The organism is uncultured Ruegeria sp. (assembly GCF_947500045.1).
Classification (GTDB): domain Bacteria; phylum Pseudomonadota; class Alphaproteobacteria; order Rhodobacterales; family Rhodobacteraceae; genus Ruegeria.
On sequence record NZ_CANMQQ010000001.1, the window covers coordinates 383,606 to 399,347 of the forward strand.

Consider the following 15,742-nt stretch of genomic DNA (forward strand, 5'->3'; position numbering starts at 1 on the left):
ACGTTTATTATGGCTCGAAGGGGTGTTTGCTACCGATCCATACTGGCTACATTATGTCGAATTATGAAACAAATGATCAATGCGCATCCCGCGTCATGACATTGAAGTGTTGCCGCGATGGGTTCTGTTGGCTCAGCCGGCGTTCAGCCCTATCTTGATTGTCGATGAAGCGCAGGAGCATTACGACCTGATGGGTTCACTGCTAGAGGAAATTGAAGCGTGCCGATTATGCGCAGACAGGTTTGCGCAGACTGCCACAGCTCACCAGCCGCGCCCGGTTGTCTGGTTCCGGCCTGGCGCGCGTATTTTGATCGCGGGGCAGGCACCCGGTGCGCGTGTACATGAGACGGGAAAGCCCTTCACCGATCCCTCGGGTGATCGCCTGAGGGATTGGATGGGATTGGATGAAGCAGGCTTTTATGATCGTTCTCGGGTATCGATTGTTCCGATGGCGTTTTGTTTTCCCGGATATAACGAACGCAAGGCCGACCTGCCGCCGCCTCCGATATGTGGCCGCACCTGGCATGACCGGGTGATGACGGCGCTGGGCGATGTCCCACTAACGATCCTTGTCGGTGGTCATGCGCACAAATACCATCTGGGTGTAAAAACACCGGTCACCGAGACTGTCAGTAATTGGCGAGACCATGCGCCGCGGGTCTTTGCCTTGCCTCACCCGTCCTGGCGCAATACGGCTTGGCTGAGGAAAAATCCCTGGTTCGAGGCCGAGCTTTTGCCGGTGCTGCGGGAACGGGTGCAAGAGGTTCTGAATGACTGAAGCCACAGCTTTGGATGCTGCACACTCCGCTATGCAAGCGGCACCAGAAGATGATTCAGTACGGCTGAGGTTCTTCGAGCGGCTGGCTGATAGCGAGCTGTTTCTGATGCTCACCGAAGAAGCGAAGGACGAAAACATCTCGCCCGAGCTGTTCGATGTGGCCGATGGGCGTTTCGTTTTGGCCTTTGATCTTGAGGAACGTCTTGCAACATTCGCGGGGCGGCCAGTCCCCTATGTCGCCCTGTCGGGTCGCCTTCTGTCGGGGATGTTGGCAGGACAGGAGATCGGGTTGGGCCTGAACCTTGAAACCGCGCCGTCGTCCATGCTGATCCCAGCCGAAGCGCTGAGTTGGCTGTCCAGTACCTTGCAACATGCCCCTCAGGAGGTAGAGCAGCGACTGGCTGAATTTCATCCACCCGCAGGCTTGCCGGATGTTCTGTTGACCGCGCTCGATACGAAATTGGCGACTGCAGCAGGTTTGGCTGCAACCGCCTTTCTTGTTGGTACAAAAACCGAAGACGGCGGTCAGGGTCATCTTTTGGGATTTGTTTCAGCAATCGAAGGTGCGCAGCCTGCGTTAGCGCGCGCGGTTTCAGAAGCGTTGACCTTTTCTGGGATCGAGGCAGGCGCGTTGGATGTCGCATTCTTTGAAGCAGAGGCACCGGCAGCAGCTGCTTTGGCGAAGGTCGGCCTTCGGTTTGATCTGCCTCAGCCACAGGCCACCCAAATTGAAAGGGCCGCGCCGGGCAGTGATCCCGGGCGGCCCCCGATCCTAAGATAGCGCCGGTGGCTTAGTCCGCTGTTTCCAACTTATCCTGCGTGCGCGTTTCAAAATCGCTGGCATCGTGGCGTTCGTGCAATTGCGTATGCGGTTCGCCAAAGGCGCGGTTGACCATCCGGCCACGCTGAACCGCCGGGCGCGCGTCAATGGCTTTGGCCCATCGCATGACATTCTTGTAGCTCTCGACATCAAGGAATTCTGCCGCATCGTAAAGCCGGCCAAGAACCAGTTGCCCATACCACGGCCAGATCGCCATATCGGCAATCGAATAGTCTTCGCCAGCGATATGGGTCTTTTCGGCCAATTCCCGATCCAGCACGTCCAGTTGACGCTTTGCTTCCATCGCGAAACGGTCAATCGGATATTGCCACTTTTCAGGCGCATAGGCGTAGAAGTGACCGAACCCTCCACCCAGGTAAGGCGCACTGCCCATCTGCCAGAAAAGCCAGTTCATCACTTCGGTCCGTTCCGGACCGCTTTCAGGAAGGAACTCACCGAATTTCTCGGCCAGGTGCAGCAGGATTGAGGCACTTTCGAAAACGCGAACGGGGGTTTCATCCGAATGATCCCAGAGCGCGGGAATTTTTGAATTAGGGTTGGCACCGACAAAACCGGAACTGAATTGGTCGCCGTCGCCAATGTTGACCAGCCAGGCATTATATTCGGCACCGGTATGGCCAAGCGCCAGCAGCTCTTCGAGCATTACAGTGACTTTAACGCCGTTGGGTGTTGCCAATGAATAAAGTTGAAACGGATGCTTTCCAACTGGCAGGTCTTTGTCATGGGTGGCCCCGGCGATGGGCCGGTTGATATTGGCAAATTGCCCACCGCTTTCGCTGTCCCATGTCCAGACCTGAGGGGGGGTATAGGTTGGTTGATCGCTCATCTCGCGCCTTTCTTGCATTGTCGACCTGCGGGCCGTTGCTTCCACAGCTAATATTGCAGAACTTAAAGTCCAACCCCGAACGTCGCGAGAATTTTGTAACATTACGCCCGGATCGCCTCACAATTCATCTTTCGCTTTCACAGCGTCGCGAGTGGGTCTTCGCGCGGAGCAAAAAACAACTATTGTCTGATCAGACCCGCAGCCCGGGTGCTCTGAAACCGTTAGGACATGAGGACAATACACATGAAACGCTTTGCGCTTACCCTTGCCGCGACGATGGCCTTTGCCGTTCCCGCCTTTGCCGGAGACCAATATGTAGATGGCACCGGATTTGCCGCGTCAGGCTATGACGTTGTTGCCTACCGTGACCTCGATCAAGTCGCCGTGGGCCAATCACAGCCCGAGGCTGTTCGCGGCCAATCCGACATCACGGCAGAGTATAACGGTGCGACCTGGGCATTTTCGACCGAAGAAAACCGCGATAAGTTTTTGGAAAACCCGGCTTATTTCGCCCCGCAATATGACGGTCACTGTGCGTATGGCGTCTCGCGCGGTGGCAAAGTCCCGGCCAACCCAAACCTGTGGCGGATTGTGGATGACAAGCTGTATCTGAATATCACCGATGTTGTTGTCGGATTTTTTGAAGAGGACATCCCAGGCAACATCAATCTGGCGGAAGGCAACTGGCCTGGTATCGAACCTGACGCGGCATCCACCAGCGTGATCCCGAAGTTTACTTCGGAAGGTCCTGTTTCCAACTAAACGCTGGGAATGTAGGTCAGCCCGGCCATTACGGCCGGGCTTCTTTGTTGGCAGGTTCTCTCACCCCGCCAGCTCAAACATATCCCGCATCTGCTGGTCTGCTTCAAACCGAATTCTTACGCTTTTGGCGCCGGGAAACTTCCGCTCGCGTATCGGGTCGGGAATGACAATTTCACCTGATCCTGCACCTTTGGATTTAAAGGTCAGGATTTCAGTTTCTGCCTTTTTGCAGCTGTCCAGAACCGAGGTTGGCAATGCTACGCGGTTTTCACCTTTGCAAACCGATGATGCCACAAAATAAGTTAGATCACGTCCAAAACAGCCGATCGCATCTGGCACATGGTCTGATGACGTGTCAGTACCGTCGCAAGTTGCCGCCCGGTCGGATGCAGACATATCTGAGAGCATGCCTTCCGGACTTAGCAATTCACGACAAGCTTTGATCTCATCCGTGGCCAGTTCAATCACACGCTTTTTCAGACGCGGACGACGTGGCATCGAAGAGTTTGACACACCTTTGCGGGTCATGCCTTCACGACGCAGAAAATCGTAAGCTGTTTTAGCTTGCGAAAAGCCTGAATAGTCACCGTCGGTATGATCGGGGTGATCGTGAAAGGCGACGTTGCGCCAAGCTTCTCTAATCTCGTTGGCGTTTGCGTTTAAGGGCAGGCCAAGAACCTGCAGCGCTTCGGCCCGAGCCTTTACTTTGCTCACTGGCTCCATACTGAAATCACTCGTTAAAACTACACTGGGCTCAGATTGCCACTGGTCACAATTTTGTCAAATTTTTTCAAGTATTAGAGTTAAACACAGCAACAGTTTCTAAGTTCATGTTGAGATTGTCGCGGCAGCAGCAGTTGGCGCGTTAATACATGGTTAACAAGTGCCTTGCCCAGCGATTGAGGTTCCGCTGGGCAAGTTGTGAGTTCAGGCGACGTTCTGCAATTCAGCCTGAGGTGTGATGCCCAACGCGAAACAGACATCGCGGGTAAGCTCAGGCCGGTTGAGCGTATAGAAGTGCAGCTTGTCCACACCACCTTCGATCAGATCTGAGCAGAGTTCGGTGCAGAGCGCAGTGGCCAACAGGTCTTCGCGGTCGTCACGGATCGCCTTTTCGAATGCATTTTCGATCCAATCGGGAATGTGCGTGCCGCAGCGTTTTGCAAAGTTACGCGCGCCCTTCCAGTTTTCGATGGGCAGAATACCGGGCACGATAGGCTTATCGATCCCCGCTTTTTCGCAGGCGTCACGGAAGCGGAAGAAGGTTTCAGCCTCGAAGAAGAACTGGGTCAAAGCTTCATCTGCACCGGCATCGAGCTTGGCCTTTAGCCAATCTACATCAGCGCGGGCATTTTGCGCCTCGGGATGTTTGTCGGGATAAGCGCCGACGCGGATGCTGAACATCTCGGTTTCCGCCAGCGCAGATATCAACTCGACTGAATTGGAAAAGCCGTCCGGGTGGGGTTCGAACTGGTCCTGACCTTTTGGCGGATCACCCCGCAGGGCCACGATGTCCTGCACACCTGCGCGCGCGAACGTGTCGGCAATTTCAAGCGTTTCCTGGCGCGAAGCGTCGACACAGGTCAGATGCGCGGCGACCGGCAGCCCTGAGGATTTGTGCAGGGTTGAAACCGCATCGCGCGTCAACTCACGAGTTGTACCACCCGCGCCATAAGTGACGGACACAAAGCGTGGGTTCAGAGGTGCCAGCGTTTGCACCGTATCCCAAAGGCGAAACGAGGCCTCCAGTGTCTGGGGAGGAAAGAACTCGAAGGATATCTCAGGCTTGGTCATCAGGGCCTCGTAACTGTCATTTACGCTCTTGTGCCACTTGCAGCGTTGTGAGACAAACTCATATTGTTCAACAACAACATGAGCTGCGCAACATATGCATATCGAGTTCCGGCATCTACGGACAATTAAAGCCATCCACGAATGTGGCGGGCTTGCACGCGCCGCCGATCAGTTGAACATCACGCAATCTGCGTTAAGCCATCAAATCAAGGGTTTGGAGGATCAAGCCGGGGTCGAGCTGTTCTTGCGTCGGTCGAAACCGATGAAGTTGTCGGCGGCGGGGTTACGGCTATTGCGGCTGGCAGAACAGATTTTGCCGCAGATCGAAGCGATGCAGGAGGAATTTTCTTCCCTGCGCGACGGGCGTACGGGTCGCATGCATATTGCGATTGAATGCCATGCCTGCTTTGAGTGGCTGTTTCCCGTGCTCGAAGCGTTCCGTAAATCCTGGTCCGACGTCGACGTAGATATCCGACCCGGCCTTGCCTTCGACGCGCTACCAGCACTGCAGAAGGAAGAGGTTGATCTGGTGGTCTCTTCGGACCCCGAGGATTTGCCAGGTGTCGAGTTCATCGAACTCTTCGACTATCAGGCCGTGTTCGTTGCGGCGTCCTCGCACCCTTTGGCTGATAAGGCTTTTGTCGATGCCGAAGACTTCCGGGGCCAGACGCTGATTACCTACCCGGTCGAACGGACCCGGCTGGATGTTTTCAGCCAATTGCTGATCCCAGCTCGTGTGGAGCCTGCCACCATCCGTCAGGTCGAATTGACTGCCGTTATCCTTTTACTGGTCGCATCAAATCGCGGAATTTCGGTGCTGCCGGACTGGGTGGTGCGAGAGGTGAAATACAACTCGGATTATGTCACACGCCCACTTACGAAGGACGGGATCACACGCCGACTTTATGCAGCGGTGCGGTCTGAAGACCTTGAAAAACCCTTTGTGCAAGAGCTGGTGAACCTGGCCCGGACCGAGGCGCGCAAGCTTCAGACGCAATAGCGCTAAACGCAGATCAGCCATGCGCATCATTCCTCTTGGCAAGGGCGCATTGCACCAGTATACGCGCGGCTTGACCGGACAGGAGCCTTTGAAAAATGGTTGGCAGTGCAAATCTCAACATCATGATAAAAGCCGCGCGTAAAGCGGGCCGGTCTTTGGTCAAGGATTTTCGTGAAGTCGAGAACCTGCAGGTATCGATGAAGGGCGCAGGTGATTTCGTGTCCAAGGCCGATATCGCTGCCGAAGCTATCCTGAAAGAGGAACTGCTGGGCGCGCGCCCCACCTACGGCTGGCTGGCGGAAGAGGGCGGCGCAATCGACGGCGAAGACCCGACCCGCCGCTGGATCGTTGACCCGCTGGATGGCACTACCAACTTCCTGCATGGCCTGCCGCACTGGGCAGTTTCGATTGCGCTGGAACATAAGGGCAAGATTGTTGCGGGCGTGATTTATGACGCTGCCAAAGACGAAATGTTCCTTGCCGAGAAAGGCGAGGGCGCATGGATGAACGATATGCGCATCCGCGTTTCTGGCCGTCACCGCATGATCGAGTCGATATTTTCGACCGGCCTGCCGTTCGGAGGCCGCTCGGACCTGCCTGCTACCCTGCAGGATCTGGCCCGGCTGATGCCAGCCTGTGCAGGTGTGCGCCGCTGGGGTGCTGCTGCGCTGGACATGGCCTATGTGGCCGCTGGGCGGTACGAAGGATTTTGGGAGCGTCGCCTGAATGCATGGGACCTAGCCGCTGGCATCATCATCGTGAAAGAAGCGGGCGGCCTTATTCAACCCCTGAACCCAGAAGGCAGCGTGCTTGAGGACGGTGAAGTGATCTGTGCCAACGAGCCGATCTTTGACACCTTCGCCAAGGTGATCAGGGGCTAAAACGCGATCAGCCCCCCCGTTCAGGCCGAGTGATTACAGTATTCGCGCGCCCGATCCGGGCGCGCGTTTTCGTTCAGAAATCGACCTTGATCGCGATCCCTTGTTCGACCGCAAGATCGACCACAGCGCTTGCAACCGCCAAATCCTGCAGTCCGACGCCAGTTCCATCGAACAGGGTGACCTCTTGGTCCGATTGCCGTCCGGGATGCGTGCCGTTGATCACCTCTCCGATCTGTCGGATACCGGCTTCCGATATCGAACCTTCAGCGATGGCATGCTGACATTCGCCCAATGAGACGGACTGAGCGATTTCGTCGGTAAAGACAGTGGCGCGTGTAATAAGATCCACACCAACTTCTTGTTTGCCGATTGTGTCAGTCCCCATGCAGGCGACGTGCGTTCCGTCTGATACGTGATCCGACATCAGGGTTGGCGCAAATGAGGAGGTGATCGTGATGATCACATCGGCCTCAACCATGCCCGACAGTTCAACAGCTTCAAAAGGCAGGCCAGCCTCAGCCGCGACTTCCTCGAGGTTGGGCAGCATCTCGGGGTGCAGGTTCCAGCCGATGATCTTTTCAAAGTTGCGCTGCTCCAGCGCGGCGCGCAGTTGGAACTTGGCTTGATGACCTGCGCCAACCATGCCGATCACTTTCGCATCTTTGCGTGCCAGATAGTTGATGGAAACTGATGAGGCGGCCGCTGTGCGCAGCGCTGTCAGCAGGTTACCACCGACCACGGCTTTCACCCGACCTGTATCCGGATCAAACAGGAAGACCGTCGATTGATGATTGATCAACCCATGTGTTTCCAGATTGTTGGGCCAGTACCCACCGGCTTTGAGACCAAGCGTCATGCCTGCCTGATCGAACCCGCCCTTGAAACCATAGAGCGCATCCGCATGGCCAATGGCTTCGCGCACGACCGGAAAGTTATAGGCATTGCCAGAGGCCATCGCGGCAAACACCTGTTCGATCGCCTCATAGCTTTCCTTGCGGCCCAGCAGCGCGCCGATTTCCTTTTCAGGAACGATGATCATCGATTATGCCTTTCGTAAGTTCTGATGATCGAAAGTCAGAGAGACGGCCCGCCAGGGGCCGCCGTTCTGTGACGTTCAATAGGCTTTGCCGCGTGCAGAGACCGGCCATAACGCTTCGACCTTTCCGTTGCGGACGCCGACGTACCAGTCATGAACATTGCAGGTCGGGTCACAATGACCTGGCACCAGTCGCAATTTGTCGTTCACTTTCAATGCGCCTTCGGGATCGCCGATAACCCCGTGTTCATCTGAACACTTGAGGTACTCTACATCGTCGCGCCCGTATATGAAGGGCAGGCCGCTATCTACCGACTGCGCTTTGAGGCCTGCATCGCAGATGGCTTTGTCTGCCTTGGCGTGGCTCATAACGCTGGTCAGAATGAACAGTGCATTTTCCCATTCGCCCTGATCGATCCGGTTGCCATCTTTATCCAGAATGCGGCCATAGTCTGCGTCCATGAATGCGTAGGATCCGCATTGCAGCTCGTTATACACACCTGACTTGGCCTCAAAATAGTATGAGCCCGTTCCGCCCCCCGAGACCAGCGCGCAGTCGACGCCTGCGGTCTTAAGGCCGTCATACGCGTCTTCGACCATCGCGATGGCGACATCCAGCTTCTCTTTGCGGGCCTCATAGGTGTCCAGATGCTGCATTGCGCCCTGATAGGCCTGTATGCCGGTGAACTTCAAGTTCGGCGAAGCCTCGGCTGCTTTCGCAATCGCGACGACATCTTCTGTTGTCGTCACTCCGCAACGACCGGCGCCGCAGTCGATTTCAACGAATACTTCCAGCTCGGTGCCGTGGCGTTGGGCAGCGGCTGACAGATCGGCGATATTTGCGATATCATCAACACAGACGATCGTGCGGGCGCCCAACTGAGGCAGGCGCGCGAGTCGGTCGATCTTGGCCGGGTCGCGTACCTGATTGGACACCAGAATGTCTTTGATACCACCGCGGGCGAACACTTCGGCCTCGGACACTTTCTGACAGCAAACACCTACGGCGCCGCCCAGCTTTTCCTGCAACTTGGCCACGTCTACCGATTTGTGCATCTTGCCATGCACCCGGTGACGCATTCCGTGCGCCTTGGCATAATCACCCATTTTCTTGATATTGCGTTCCAGCGCGTCCAGATCGAGGATCAGGCAGGGCGTTTGAATTTCACTTTCATCCATACCGATGGCGGCAGGGATGTCATAGCCAACTTCGAATTGATCAATGTTCATCAGTTTGTTCATCCTGTTTTTCCTTACGCTTTCAGCCAGGGCAGCTTGTCCAGATCGACATTGCCACCAGTCACGATGACGCCGACGCGTTTTCCCCGGAATGTGTCGGGGTTCTTGAGAATGGTTGCGAGCGGTACAGCCGAAGACGGCTCCATCACCACCCGCAGATATTTCCAAGTAAGCTTCATCGCGTCGATGATCTCTTGCTCGGACGCGGTGAAGATGTCGGTCACATGGTTTGACACAAAGTGCCAAGTGTTTTCCTTTAGCGGCACCAACAGCCCATCTGCCACCGTTTTCGGGGCATCATCCGCGATGATGTGACCTGCCTTGAATGAACGATAGGCATCGTCCGCCTGTTCAGGTTCGGCAGCATAGATCGCGGTTTCTGGCGCTAGGTTCGAGACGGTCAGGCATGTGCCTGAGACCATCCCACCGCCGCCGATCGGCGCGATCAATGCATCCAGACCATCCGTCTGCTCTAGCAGTTCAGCGGAACAGGTTGCCTGTCCTGTGATGACGCGCGGGTCGTTGTAAGGGTGCACGAACTCGCCCCCTGTTCGGGCCTGAACCTCGGCAAAGGTCGCTTCGCGGGAAGTGGTTGAGGGATCGCACTCTGTGATCGTGCCACCATAGCGGCGCACCGCGTCTTTCTTGGCCTGCGGGGCCGTGCGCGGCATGACCACATTGCAGGGGATACCGCGTCGACCCGCCGCATAGGACAGCGACAGCGCGTGGTTTCCGCTGGAATGGGTGCAGACACCCTTGGTAGCCATTTCGTCGCTCAGACCGAAGACAGCATTGCTGGCTCCGCGCACTTTGAACGCGCCGGCTTCTTGAAAGTTCTCGCATTTGAAGTACAGCTGCGCACCGGTCAGGTCGTTCAGGTAGTCCGACGTCATGATCGGTGTGCGCCGGATATGCGGCCTAATCCTTTCATGCGCAGTCCGCACATCCTCGATGGTCAGGTCAGCGGCTGGGATATGATCCAACATTAGGGTCCTCCTCAGGCTGCGGCCATGGCGTGGCCGGATGAGCCAGTACGATAAAATTCCTGGGCGGCTGCTACTCCGCTGCCCAGTTCCACGGGATAGTTCAGGTCAGCCATTGCCATTTCGATCGTGGCCAAGCCCGACAGAACCATTACATCCGTCAGACTGCCCAGATGACCGATGCGGAAAGCTTTGCCATTCAGCTCTCCCAAACCGATGCCGAACGATACGCCATAAGCGTTGAAAGCGTGGTCGGTAAGTTCATTGCTGTCAAATCCTTCGGGCACAATGATCGCGCTGACAGTGTCAGAGTAGAGGTCTGGTGATTGCGCGACCAGTTTCAGGCCCCATGCCTCAACTGCGCGGCGTACGCCTTCAGCCAGTCGCGTATGCCGAGCATAAACCTTTTCCAGACCTTCCTCGAACAGCACCTTCAGGCTTTCGCGCATACCATAGATCAGCTGAAGCGGTGGTGTGTAGGGAAAGCCACCTGACGCGTTGGCCGCCATCATGTCGCGGAAATCAAAGAAGGTGCGGGGCAGTTTCGCGGTTTCCATTGCCGCCAACGCTTTGGGGCTGACGCACAGGATCGCCATGCCAGTTGCTAACATAAACCCTTTTTGAGAACCTGATACCGCGATATCGACACCCCAACGATCAAACTCGAACGGCATTGACGCCAGCGAGCTGACACAATCCACAAACATCATTGCGGGATGTCCTGCGGCATTCATGGCGTGACGTACCGCACTGATGTCTGAACGCACTCCGGTGGCGGTTTCGTTATGCGTAACCAGAACGGCTTTGATCTCGTGTGCATTGTCCGCTGAGAGGATCGCCTCGAACCTGTCTGCAGGCGCTCCGGTGCCCCAAGGGCATTCAACGACCTGCACATCCAGCCCATGCCGTTCGCACAGATCAATCCAGCGGTGACTGAATACGCCATAACGTGCGATCAGAACCTTATCACCGGGGCTAAGCGTGTTGGTAACCGCCGCCTCCCAGCCACCTGTTCCGCTGGCAGGAAAGGTGACGATCTGGCCTTCGGCTGTGCCAAAGACCTTCTTTGTGTCCTCCAGCACCGGTGCGAAGGTTTCAACGAAATCTGGCGCACGGTGATCTTGCGTCTGAACCTGCATGGCTAGGCGCAAGCGATCAGGAATGTTGGTTGGGCCTGGGATAAAGACCGGGTTTTGGTTCGACATAACTCAATCCTCTGCTTTCAGCCCAAGTGTCACCGGATTGGATGCGCAATGCAATTTTCTTGAAAAATATTTCCATTTCATCCATTAAATTGATAAGGTGCTGAAACAGAAAGAGATTCAGTTTCTCAAATTTGTTCACTGAAAACTGCGCGTCAAAAAACTTTGCCCGAAACCGCAGTCACAACCAAAAAGGCTAGGTACGATATGGATTCTCAGAAACGGCCGCGCGGCAGGCCGAAATCGGCATTCAAAGAAAGCTCAGCCGGAACCATGCAGTCACTGGACCGCGCGCTGGGCGTGCTGACGACTGTTGCGCGGCTGGAACGCGTCGCGCTGAGTGATCTGGCACGCGAGGTCGACATACCGACGGCCACCACACATCGCATCCTGATGACATTGCAGAAGCACGGTTTTGTAACCATTGATGAAGAACGGCAAGAGTGGATGGTTGGTATCGAAGCCTACCGGACCGGTGCGTCCTTCCTGCGTCGCAATAACATTCTTGAGATCGGCAGACCGATCCTGCGTCGTCTCATGCAGGATAGCGGTGAGACCGCAAATCTAGCGGTGCCAGATGGGTCAGAAGTTGTTTTTGTCGGACAGGTCGAAACCCAGAATCCCATTCGGGCCTTCTTTCCACCCGGCGCGCGGACGCCGATGTATGCCTCGGGGACAGGAAAAGCCATACTGGCGGCCCTGAGCACAGAGAGCCTAAGCAGGGCGCTTGGGGCAACCGACTTGATTGCGTTTACCGAAAACACACATTTGCCCGGCTCGGGTCTGCATGAGGATCTGGCTGAAACCCGTGCCCGTGGTTGGTCCTATGATCATCAGGAAAGATACGAAGGTATGTCTTGCATTGGAGCGGCCATCTTCAATGACCGTGCTGAGCCGTGTGCCGGTATCTCTGTATCAGGCCCGACCGTCAGGTTCAGCCGTGGCCGAGCACCTGAACTGGGCGCGTTGGTGTCGTGCGCGGCACAGGAAATTACGCAACTGAGTGGTGGAAGGCTGCCTATAGGTTGATCTCAATTCACTCGCGCGGAACTTTGGGAATACGCGATTGCGCAAGCTTATATTTGCGTTCCGGATGCGGCGGATGGCCTTGGGTGCGATTCCAGAACCCGGTGCCTCCGCGTTTGAGCCACAGGGGAATGCAAAGGATAAGGCCGACGAAGAAGCCCCCAGTATGGGCCCAGTACGCGACACCCCCCTCATCAGGATTGCTGGACAGGCTTCCAAAGAACTGAAGACCCAACCAGACCCCAAGCATGACAAAGGCAGGGATAGTAAATATCCGAATATAGATGATCAGGATCAAAAGGATATCGACGCGCGCTTTTGGAAAAAGCAGCAGGTAGCCGCCCATAACCCCGGCGATTGCCCCGGACGCACCGATTGTTGGCACTACTGAGCCCGGAGCCGATGCGACGTGAATCAGACCAGCGCCAACGCCCGACAGCAGATAGAACGCAAGAAACAGAACATGCCCCATCTCATCTTCGAGGTTATCGCCGAAAATCCAGAGAAACAGCATGTTCCCCGCCAGATGCATCCAGCCCCCATGCAGGAACATTGAGGTCACGAGTGTCTCAATCCCATACCCGTCGGTGATCCGGGCCGGAATGACGGCGTAATCGAAAAAGAACCGATTGATCAGCCGCGTATCCTCCATGATCCCGACATAACTCAGGAAGATCAGGATGTTCGCGGCCATCAGGGTATAAACGACAAACGGTGTGCGCCCCGAGGGGTTATGGTCACGGATCGGAAACATGGCGCGACGCTGGGCTTTTCGTTATCCCGCGTCAAGACCCGGTTATGCCGCATCTTGGACCGAAAATTTCCGATCCCTGCTGCCTTTGGCCGTCATTTCCACCTTAGTGGTTTTGGATGCGGTGAAAGAGGTCGGCGTCATAGTCCGAACGCCACAGCGAACCGGTCATCACGCAGAAACCTGAGATCGCAGAAGAGACCCCTTACTTTCGAATGCCGCAAGACGATCAAATGGCCACAATCTGAGTATTGAGACAATAATTGGCCAAAGCGCTTAATTTAGAATATCGGCGATTGCCCCTATCAGGTTCAGCACTTCATGCGTTTCACGGTTTACTTCGTAAACGTAATCTCCGGCGCGCACATAATATCCATTGCGTCGCAGCCCCCATCGGCTGGGATCGTCGATACGGGCATAGCCATCATAGATGTAGTCCCCTCTACGATATTTCTTGACCTGGCCAGGAGGTACACACGGTATCGCTTTTTTCGCCAAACCCGGCGGGCAATGCCCGGCTTTGGATTTCACACGTATTAGGCCAGTTGCAGAGGCTCCGCCATCTTGACCAATGTCATTGCTCCACAAACTGTTATTTGCCTTTGCATTTGGCGCGCCCTGCACGGCCAAGGTCACTGCCAAAATTCCAACAGTTATTTTCATTCCCGGCGCCTTCTTCAGCTTCATGATCTAGATATGCCCTTGAACGGGTATTGACGAGTTCATAGGCGAGGAGTCGCTCGCGGATGCGGTAAACTATCCGTGCAATTAAGGTCGTTCTTGTCGCAGAGCCCATATAAGTCATTATGACAGGAGGTTCCCGGTCCACCAAACCGTCCACTTGTTCATTGTCTTTATTTCGTGAACAACATTAACCGAACGTGAACAATGTATTCTCAGAGCGTTCAACCATGCTGAGGCATAGTGATCTGGTTGGATCGCAGCTGCTTTTTTTTCGCGCGATCGCAATCAAGGGGAAAAGCATGATCAAGCCTGCCTTTGTGACTGAAGAGTCCAGCACAACAGCTGTAATGCAAACCTCAGGCAAAATCGCCGTAGAGTGTTTGTCAGCCACGACCAAGTCGAGCAGTGGTCGCTTCCCTCCTATAGAAAATGCACTAACAGAGATCATAAAAAACAGGCGGCTTTCTGAGGCACAAAACAACGTCTGAAGGCAGTTCAGCGGACTCCCAAACAATTCCTGATATTCGTCCTGAAAATTGGAATTGAAGACTGAATCCCGCTCCATATTGGGGCGGGGTTTCTTTTTTGACCTTCAGGGAAGTGGATTGTACTTAAGCAAGCGCAATTCAACCACGATATGCTAAGGGTCGGCCATTTCGTGCTTTGTAAAGCATGTGGCCGACCCGGCTTTTGGTACTTCAGATCCGTGATAAGTCAGTACCGTATGAAAGTTGCTCTAGGGATTAAGTATCTTCAGGTTACAGACCCAGAAGTGACTTCACCTCTTCTTCTACAGCGTCGGTAACAGGTTTGTTGGCTGCAGCTTCCAAGGCTTCGCGTTCAGCCAAGTCCTGTTCTTCCACTAGTTCGGCCAGATCCCGGGCTTCTTCAGTCGCTTCTTCGTAGTCCAAAGCTGCCTGTCGTTCTTCATTCAGCTCCTGTGCTTCATCGACGGAATTATCCAAATCGGTGCGCGCTTCATCTAGCTGTTCTTCGATCACTGGATCCGTTCCACCGGCGTCTTCCAAAGCCTGTTCAAGTTCTTCAACACGCTCTTGATTGTCCTGAACATCACCCAGGGCGGCTTCCAGATCTTCCTCGATCTCAGAAATCAAACGTTCTGGCTGTTCGAGTCCGGAAAGTTCTTCCAGCTGTTCTGCAAGCTCCTCACGCAAGGGCTCTCCGGCCAGCACGGTGTCGCGATAGGTGGCTATTCGTCCGACGCGGGAATAGGGTGATGCATTGGCCAACGCCGTTTCACTTGCGTTAGCTGCGTTCAAAGCCCCTAATTCTGATGGGTGGGCGCCAAGAAGTGACGCAATTTTGTTGCCTTTGGTGCGTACCGCTGGGCGGATGGATTCTTCTACGATCACGGTTTTGGAAGGCTGCTTGTACGTCTTGGTCTTTTTCTTTTTGCCATTGAAGAGGTCCTTCAAGGAGAAGCGGCCACCGTTTCCAGAAGTGGAACGTGCAGAGTTACTCTTTGACTTGTTGACCTTGGACTTTCCCGCTTTCCAACCTCCGCGGCTTTTTTCGGAGCTCTTGTTGCTGCCTTTCTTATTGGCAGAGCTATGATCGCCGCTGTTTCCTTTCCCGCCACCGTTTCCTTTCCCGCCACTGTTGCCTTTGTCGCCACCTTTTCCACCACCGTTGCCTTTTCCTTCTTTCGCGATGGCGACATCCGGCGCAACAACAGTGGTGACGAGGGCTGCTGATCCCAGCAATGCAATCGCGACCGTAGATGCTTTTAACGATCCATAGATAGTGGCTCTCATGTCTGTCCCCTTACTGGAACGGTGGCCGCGATTATTTCTTCAACAAGCCTACCGTGCCTAAATGCCTCGATTCACATTCGAATCGTTTGTTGTCTTGGTCATTTAACCCGGGGGTGCTTGAACGCAGGGCTAACTGCTTGTTCATCATCAGTTCACGTCGAAAG

17 protein-coding genes are annotated in these 15,742 nt (G+C 55.0%); 7 read left to right on the forward strand and 10 right to left on the reverse strand.

Annotation, left to right across the window (positions count from 1 at the left end; genetic code table 11):
• The first annotated feature begins 190 nt into the window (after positions 1 to 190).
• Positions 191 to 778: a uracil-DNA glycosylase family protein gene (locus Q1B46_RS01960; protein ID WP_299944719.1), complete on the forward strand. Its 588-nt coding sequence runs from the start codon at positions 191 to 193 to the stop codon at positions 776 to 778.
• Complete coding sequence (locus tag Q1B46_RS01965) at positions 771 to 1,559, forward strand: SseB family protein (protein ID WP_299944205.1); 789 nt, start codon at positions 771 to 773, stop codon at positions 1,557 to 1,559. The genes Q1B46_RS01960 and Q1B46_RS01965 overlap by 8 nt, the downstream gene beginning before the upstream one ends.
• A 10-nt stretch (positions 1,560 to 1,569) precedes the next feature.
• On the opposite strand, the gene yghU is transcribed toward Q1B46_RS01965, so the two are convergent.
• Positions 1,570 to 2,445 (reverse strand): glutathione-dependent disulfide-bond oxidoreductase, encoded by an 876-nt coding sequence (gene yghU, locus Q1B46_RS01970; protein ID WP_299944208.1) that lies wholly within the window; start codon positions 2,443 to 2,445, stop codon positions 1,570 to 1,572.
• Positions 2,446 to 2,688: 243 nt separating this feature from the next.
• On the opposite strand from yghU, the gene Q1B46_RS01975 reads away from it, so the two are divergent.
• Positions 2,689 to 3,207, forward strand: a complete 519-nt coding sequence (locus tag Q1B46_RS01975; protein ID WP_299944211.1) for a YHS domain-containing (seleno)protein — start codon at positions 2,689 to 2,691, stop codon at positions 3,205 to 3,207.
• A gap of 60 nt (positions 3,208 to 3,267) precedes the next feature.
• Here Q1B46_RS01975 and Q1B46_RS01980 read toward each other — a convergent pair whose 3' ends face one another.
• Together Q1B46_RS01980 and metF are read right to left on the reverse strand one after the other, a co-directional pair.
• Positions 3,268 to 3,930: a J domain-containing protein gene (locus Q1B46_RS01980; RefSeq protein ID WP_299944214.1), complete on the reverse strand. Its 663-nt coding sequence runs from the start codon at positions 3,928 to 3,930 to the stop codon at positions 3,268 to 3,270.
• A gap of 204 nt (positions 3,931 to 4,134) precedes the next feature.
• On the reverse strand, positions 4,135 to 5,001 hold the full coding sequence (metF, locus tag Q1B46_RS01985) for a methylenetetrahydrofolate reductase [NAD(P)H] (protein WP_299944217.1): 867 nt from the start codon (positions 4,999 to 5,001) through the stop codon (positions 4,135 to 4,137).
• Positions 5,002 to 5,095: 94 nt separating this feature from the next.
• Here metF and Q1B46_RS01990 point away from each other — a divergent pair, with 94 nt between their 5' ends.
• Both Q1B46_RS01990 and Q1B46_RS01995 read left to right on the forward strand, forming a co-directional pair.
• Positions 5,096 to 6,001, forward strand: coding sequence for a LysR family transcriptional regulator (locus Q1B46_RS01990; RefSeq protein ID WP_299944220.1), 906 nt, complete (start codon positions 5,096 to 5,098; stop codon positions 5,999 to 6,001).
• Between the two features lie 95 nt (positions 6,002 to 6,096).
• On the forward strand, positions 6,097 to 6,882 hold the full coding sequence (locus Q1B46_RS01995; RefSeq protein ID WP_299944223.1) for an inositol monophosphatase family protein: 786 nt from the start codon (positions 6,097 to 6,099) through the stop codon (positions 6,880 to 6,882).
• Between the two features lie 73 nt (positions 6,883 to 6,955).
• On the opposite strand, the gene bhcD is transcribed toward Q1B46_RS01995, so the two are convergent.
• The 4 genes from bhcD to bhcA all read right to left on the reverse strand — a co-directional run bounded on the left by bhcD (position 6,956) and on the right by bhcA (position 11,345).
• On the reverse strand, positions 6,956 to 7,921 hold the full coding sequence (bhcD, locus tag Q1B46_RS02000) for an iminosuccinate reductase BhcD (RefSeq protein ID WP_299944225.1): 966 nt from the start codon (positions 7,919 to 7,921) through the stop codon (positions 6,956 to 6,958).
• Positions 7,922 to 7,996: 75 nt separating this feature from the next.
• Positions 7,997 to 9,160 carry a 3-hydroxy-D-aspartate aldolase BhcC gene (gene bhcC / locus Q1B46_RS02005; RefSeq protein ID WP_299944228.1) on the reverse strand — a complete coding sequence of 388 codons (1,164 nt, stop codon included), beginning with the start codon at positions 9,158 to 9,160 and terminating at the stop codon, positions 7,997 to 7,999.
• Positions 9,161 to 9,171: 11 nt separating this feature from the next.
• A complete protein-coding gene (gene bhcB, locus Q1B46_RS02010) occupies positions 9,172 to 10,143 on the reverse strand; it encodes a beta-hydroxyaspartate dehydratase BhcB (RefSeq protein WP_299944231.1) in 972 nt (323 codons plus the stop codon).
• A gap of 11 nt (positions 10,144 to 10,154) precedes the next feature.
• Positions 10,155 to 11,345 (reverse strand): L-aspartate--glyoxylate aminotransferase BhcA, encoded by a 1,191-nt coding sequence (bhcA, locus tag Q1B46_RS02015; RefSeq protein ID WP_299944234.1) that lies wholly within the window; start codon positions 11,343 to 11,345, stop codon positions 10,155 to 10,157.
• Between the two features lie 204 nt (positions 11,346 to 11,549).
• Between bhcA and Q1B46_RS02020 the strand changes: the two genes are divergently transcribed.
• The gene (locus Q1B46_RS02020) at positions 11,550 to 12,371 is read left to right on the forward strand and encodes an IclR family transcriptional regulator (protein ID WP_299944237.1); all 822 of its coding nucleotides are present in this window, start codon (positions 11,550 to 11,552) and stop codon (positions 12,369 to 12,371) included.
• A gap of 7 nt (positions 12,372 to 12,378) precedes the next feature.
• On the opposite strand, the gene Q1B46_RS02025 is transcribed toward Q1B46_RS02020, so the two are convergent.
• Together Q1B46_RS02025 and Q1B46_RS02030 are read right to left on the reverse strand one after the other, a co-directional pair.
• Positions 12,379 to 13,122 carry a rhomboid family intramembrane serine protease gene (locus Q1B46_RS02025; RefSeq protein WP_299944240.1) on the reverse strand — a complete coding sequence of 248 codons (744 nt, stop codon included), beginning with the start codon at positions 13,120 to 13,122 and terminating at the stop codon, positions 12,379 to 12,381.
• 273 nt (positions 13,123 to 13,395) lie between these two features.
• Entirely contained in the window at positions 13,396 to 13,782 is a 387-nt protein-coding gene (locus Q1B46_RS02030) for a hypothetical protein (RefSeq protein WP_299944243.1), read from the reverse strand.
• A gap of 320 nt (positions 13,783 to 14,102) precedes the next feature.
• Between Q1B46_RS02030 and Q1B46_RS02035 the strand changes: the two genes are divergently transcribed.
• Complete coding sequence (locus Q1B46_RS02035) at positions 14,103 to 14,291, forward strand: hypothetical protein (protein WP_299944245.1); 189 nt, start codon at positions 14,103 to 14,105, stop codon at positions 14,289 to 14,291.
• Between the two features lie 270 nt (positions 14,292 to 14,561).
• Here the strand turns inward: Q1B46_RS02035 and Q1B46_RS02040 are convergent, their stop codons facing one another.
• Positions 14,562 to 15,578, reverse strand: coding sequence for a hypothetical protein (locus Q1B46_RS02040; RefSeq protein WP_299944248.1), 1,017 nt, complete (start codon positions 15,576 to 15,578; stop codon positions 14,562 to 14,564).
• Positions 15,579 to 15,742: the final 164 nt, after the last annotated feature.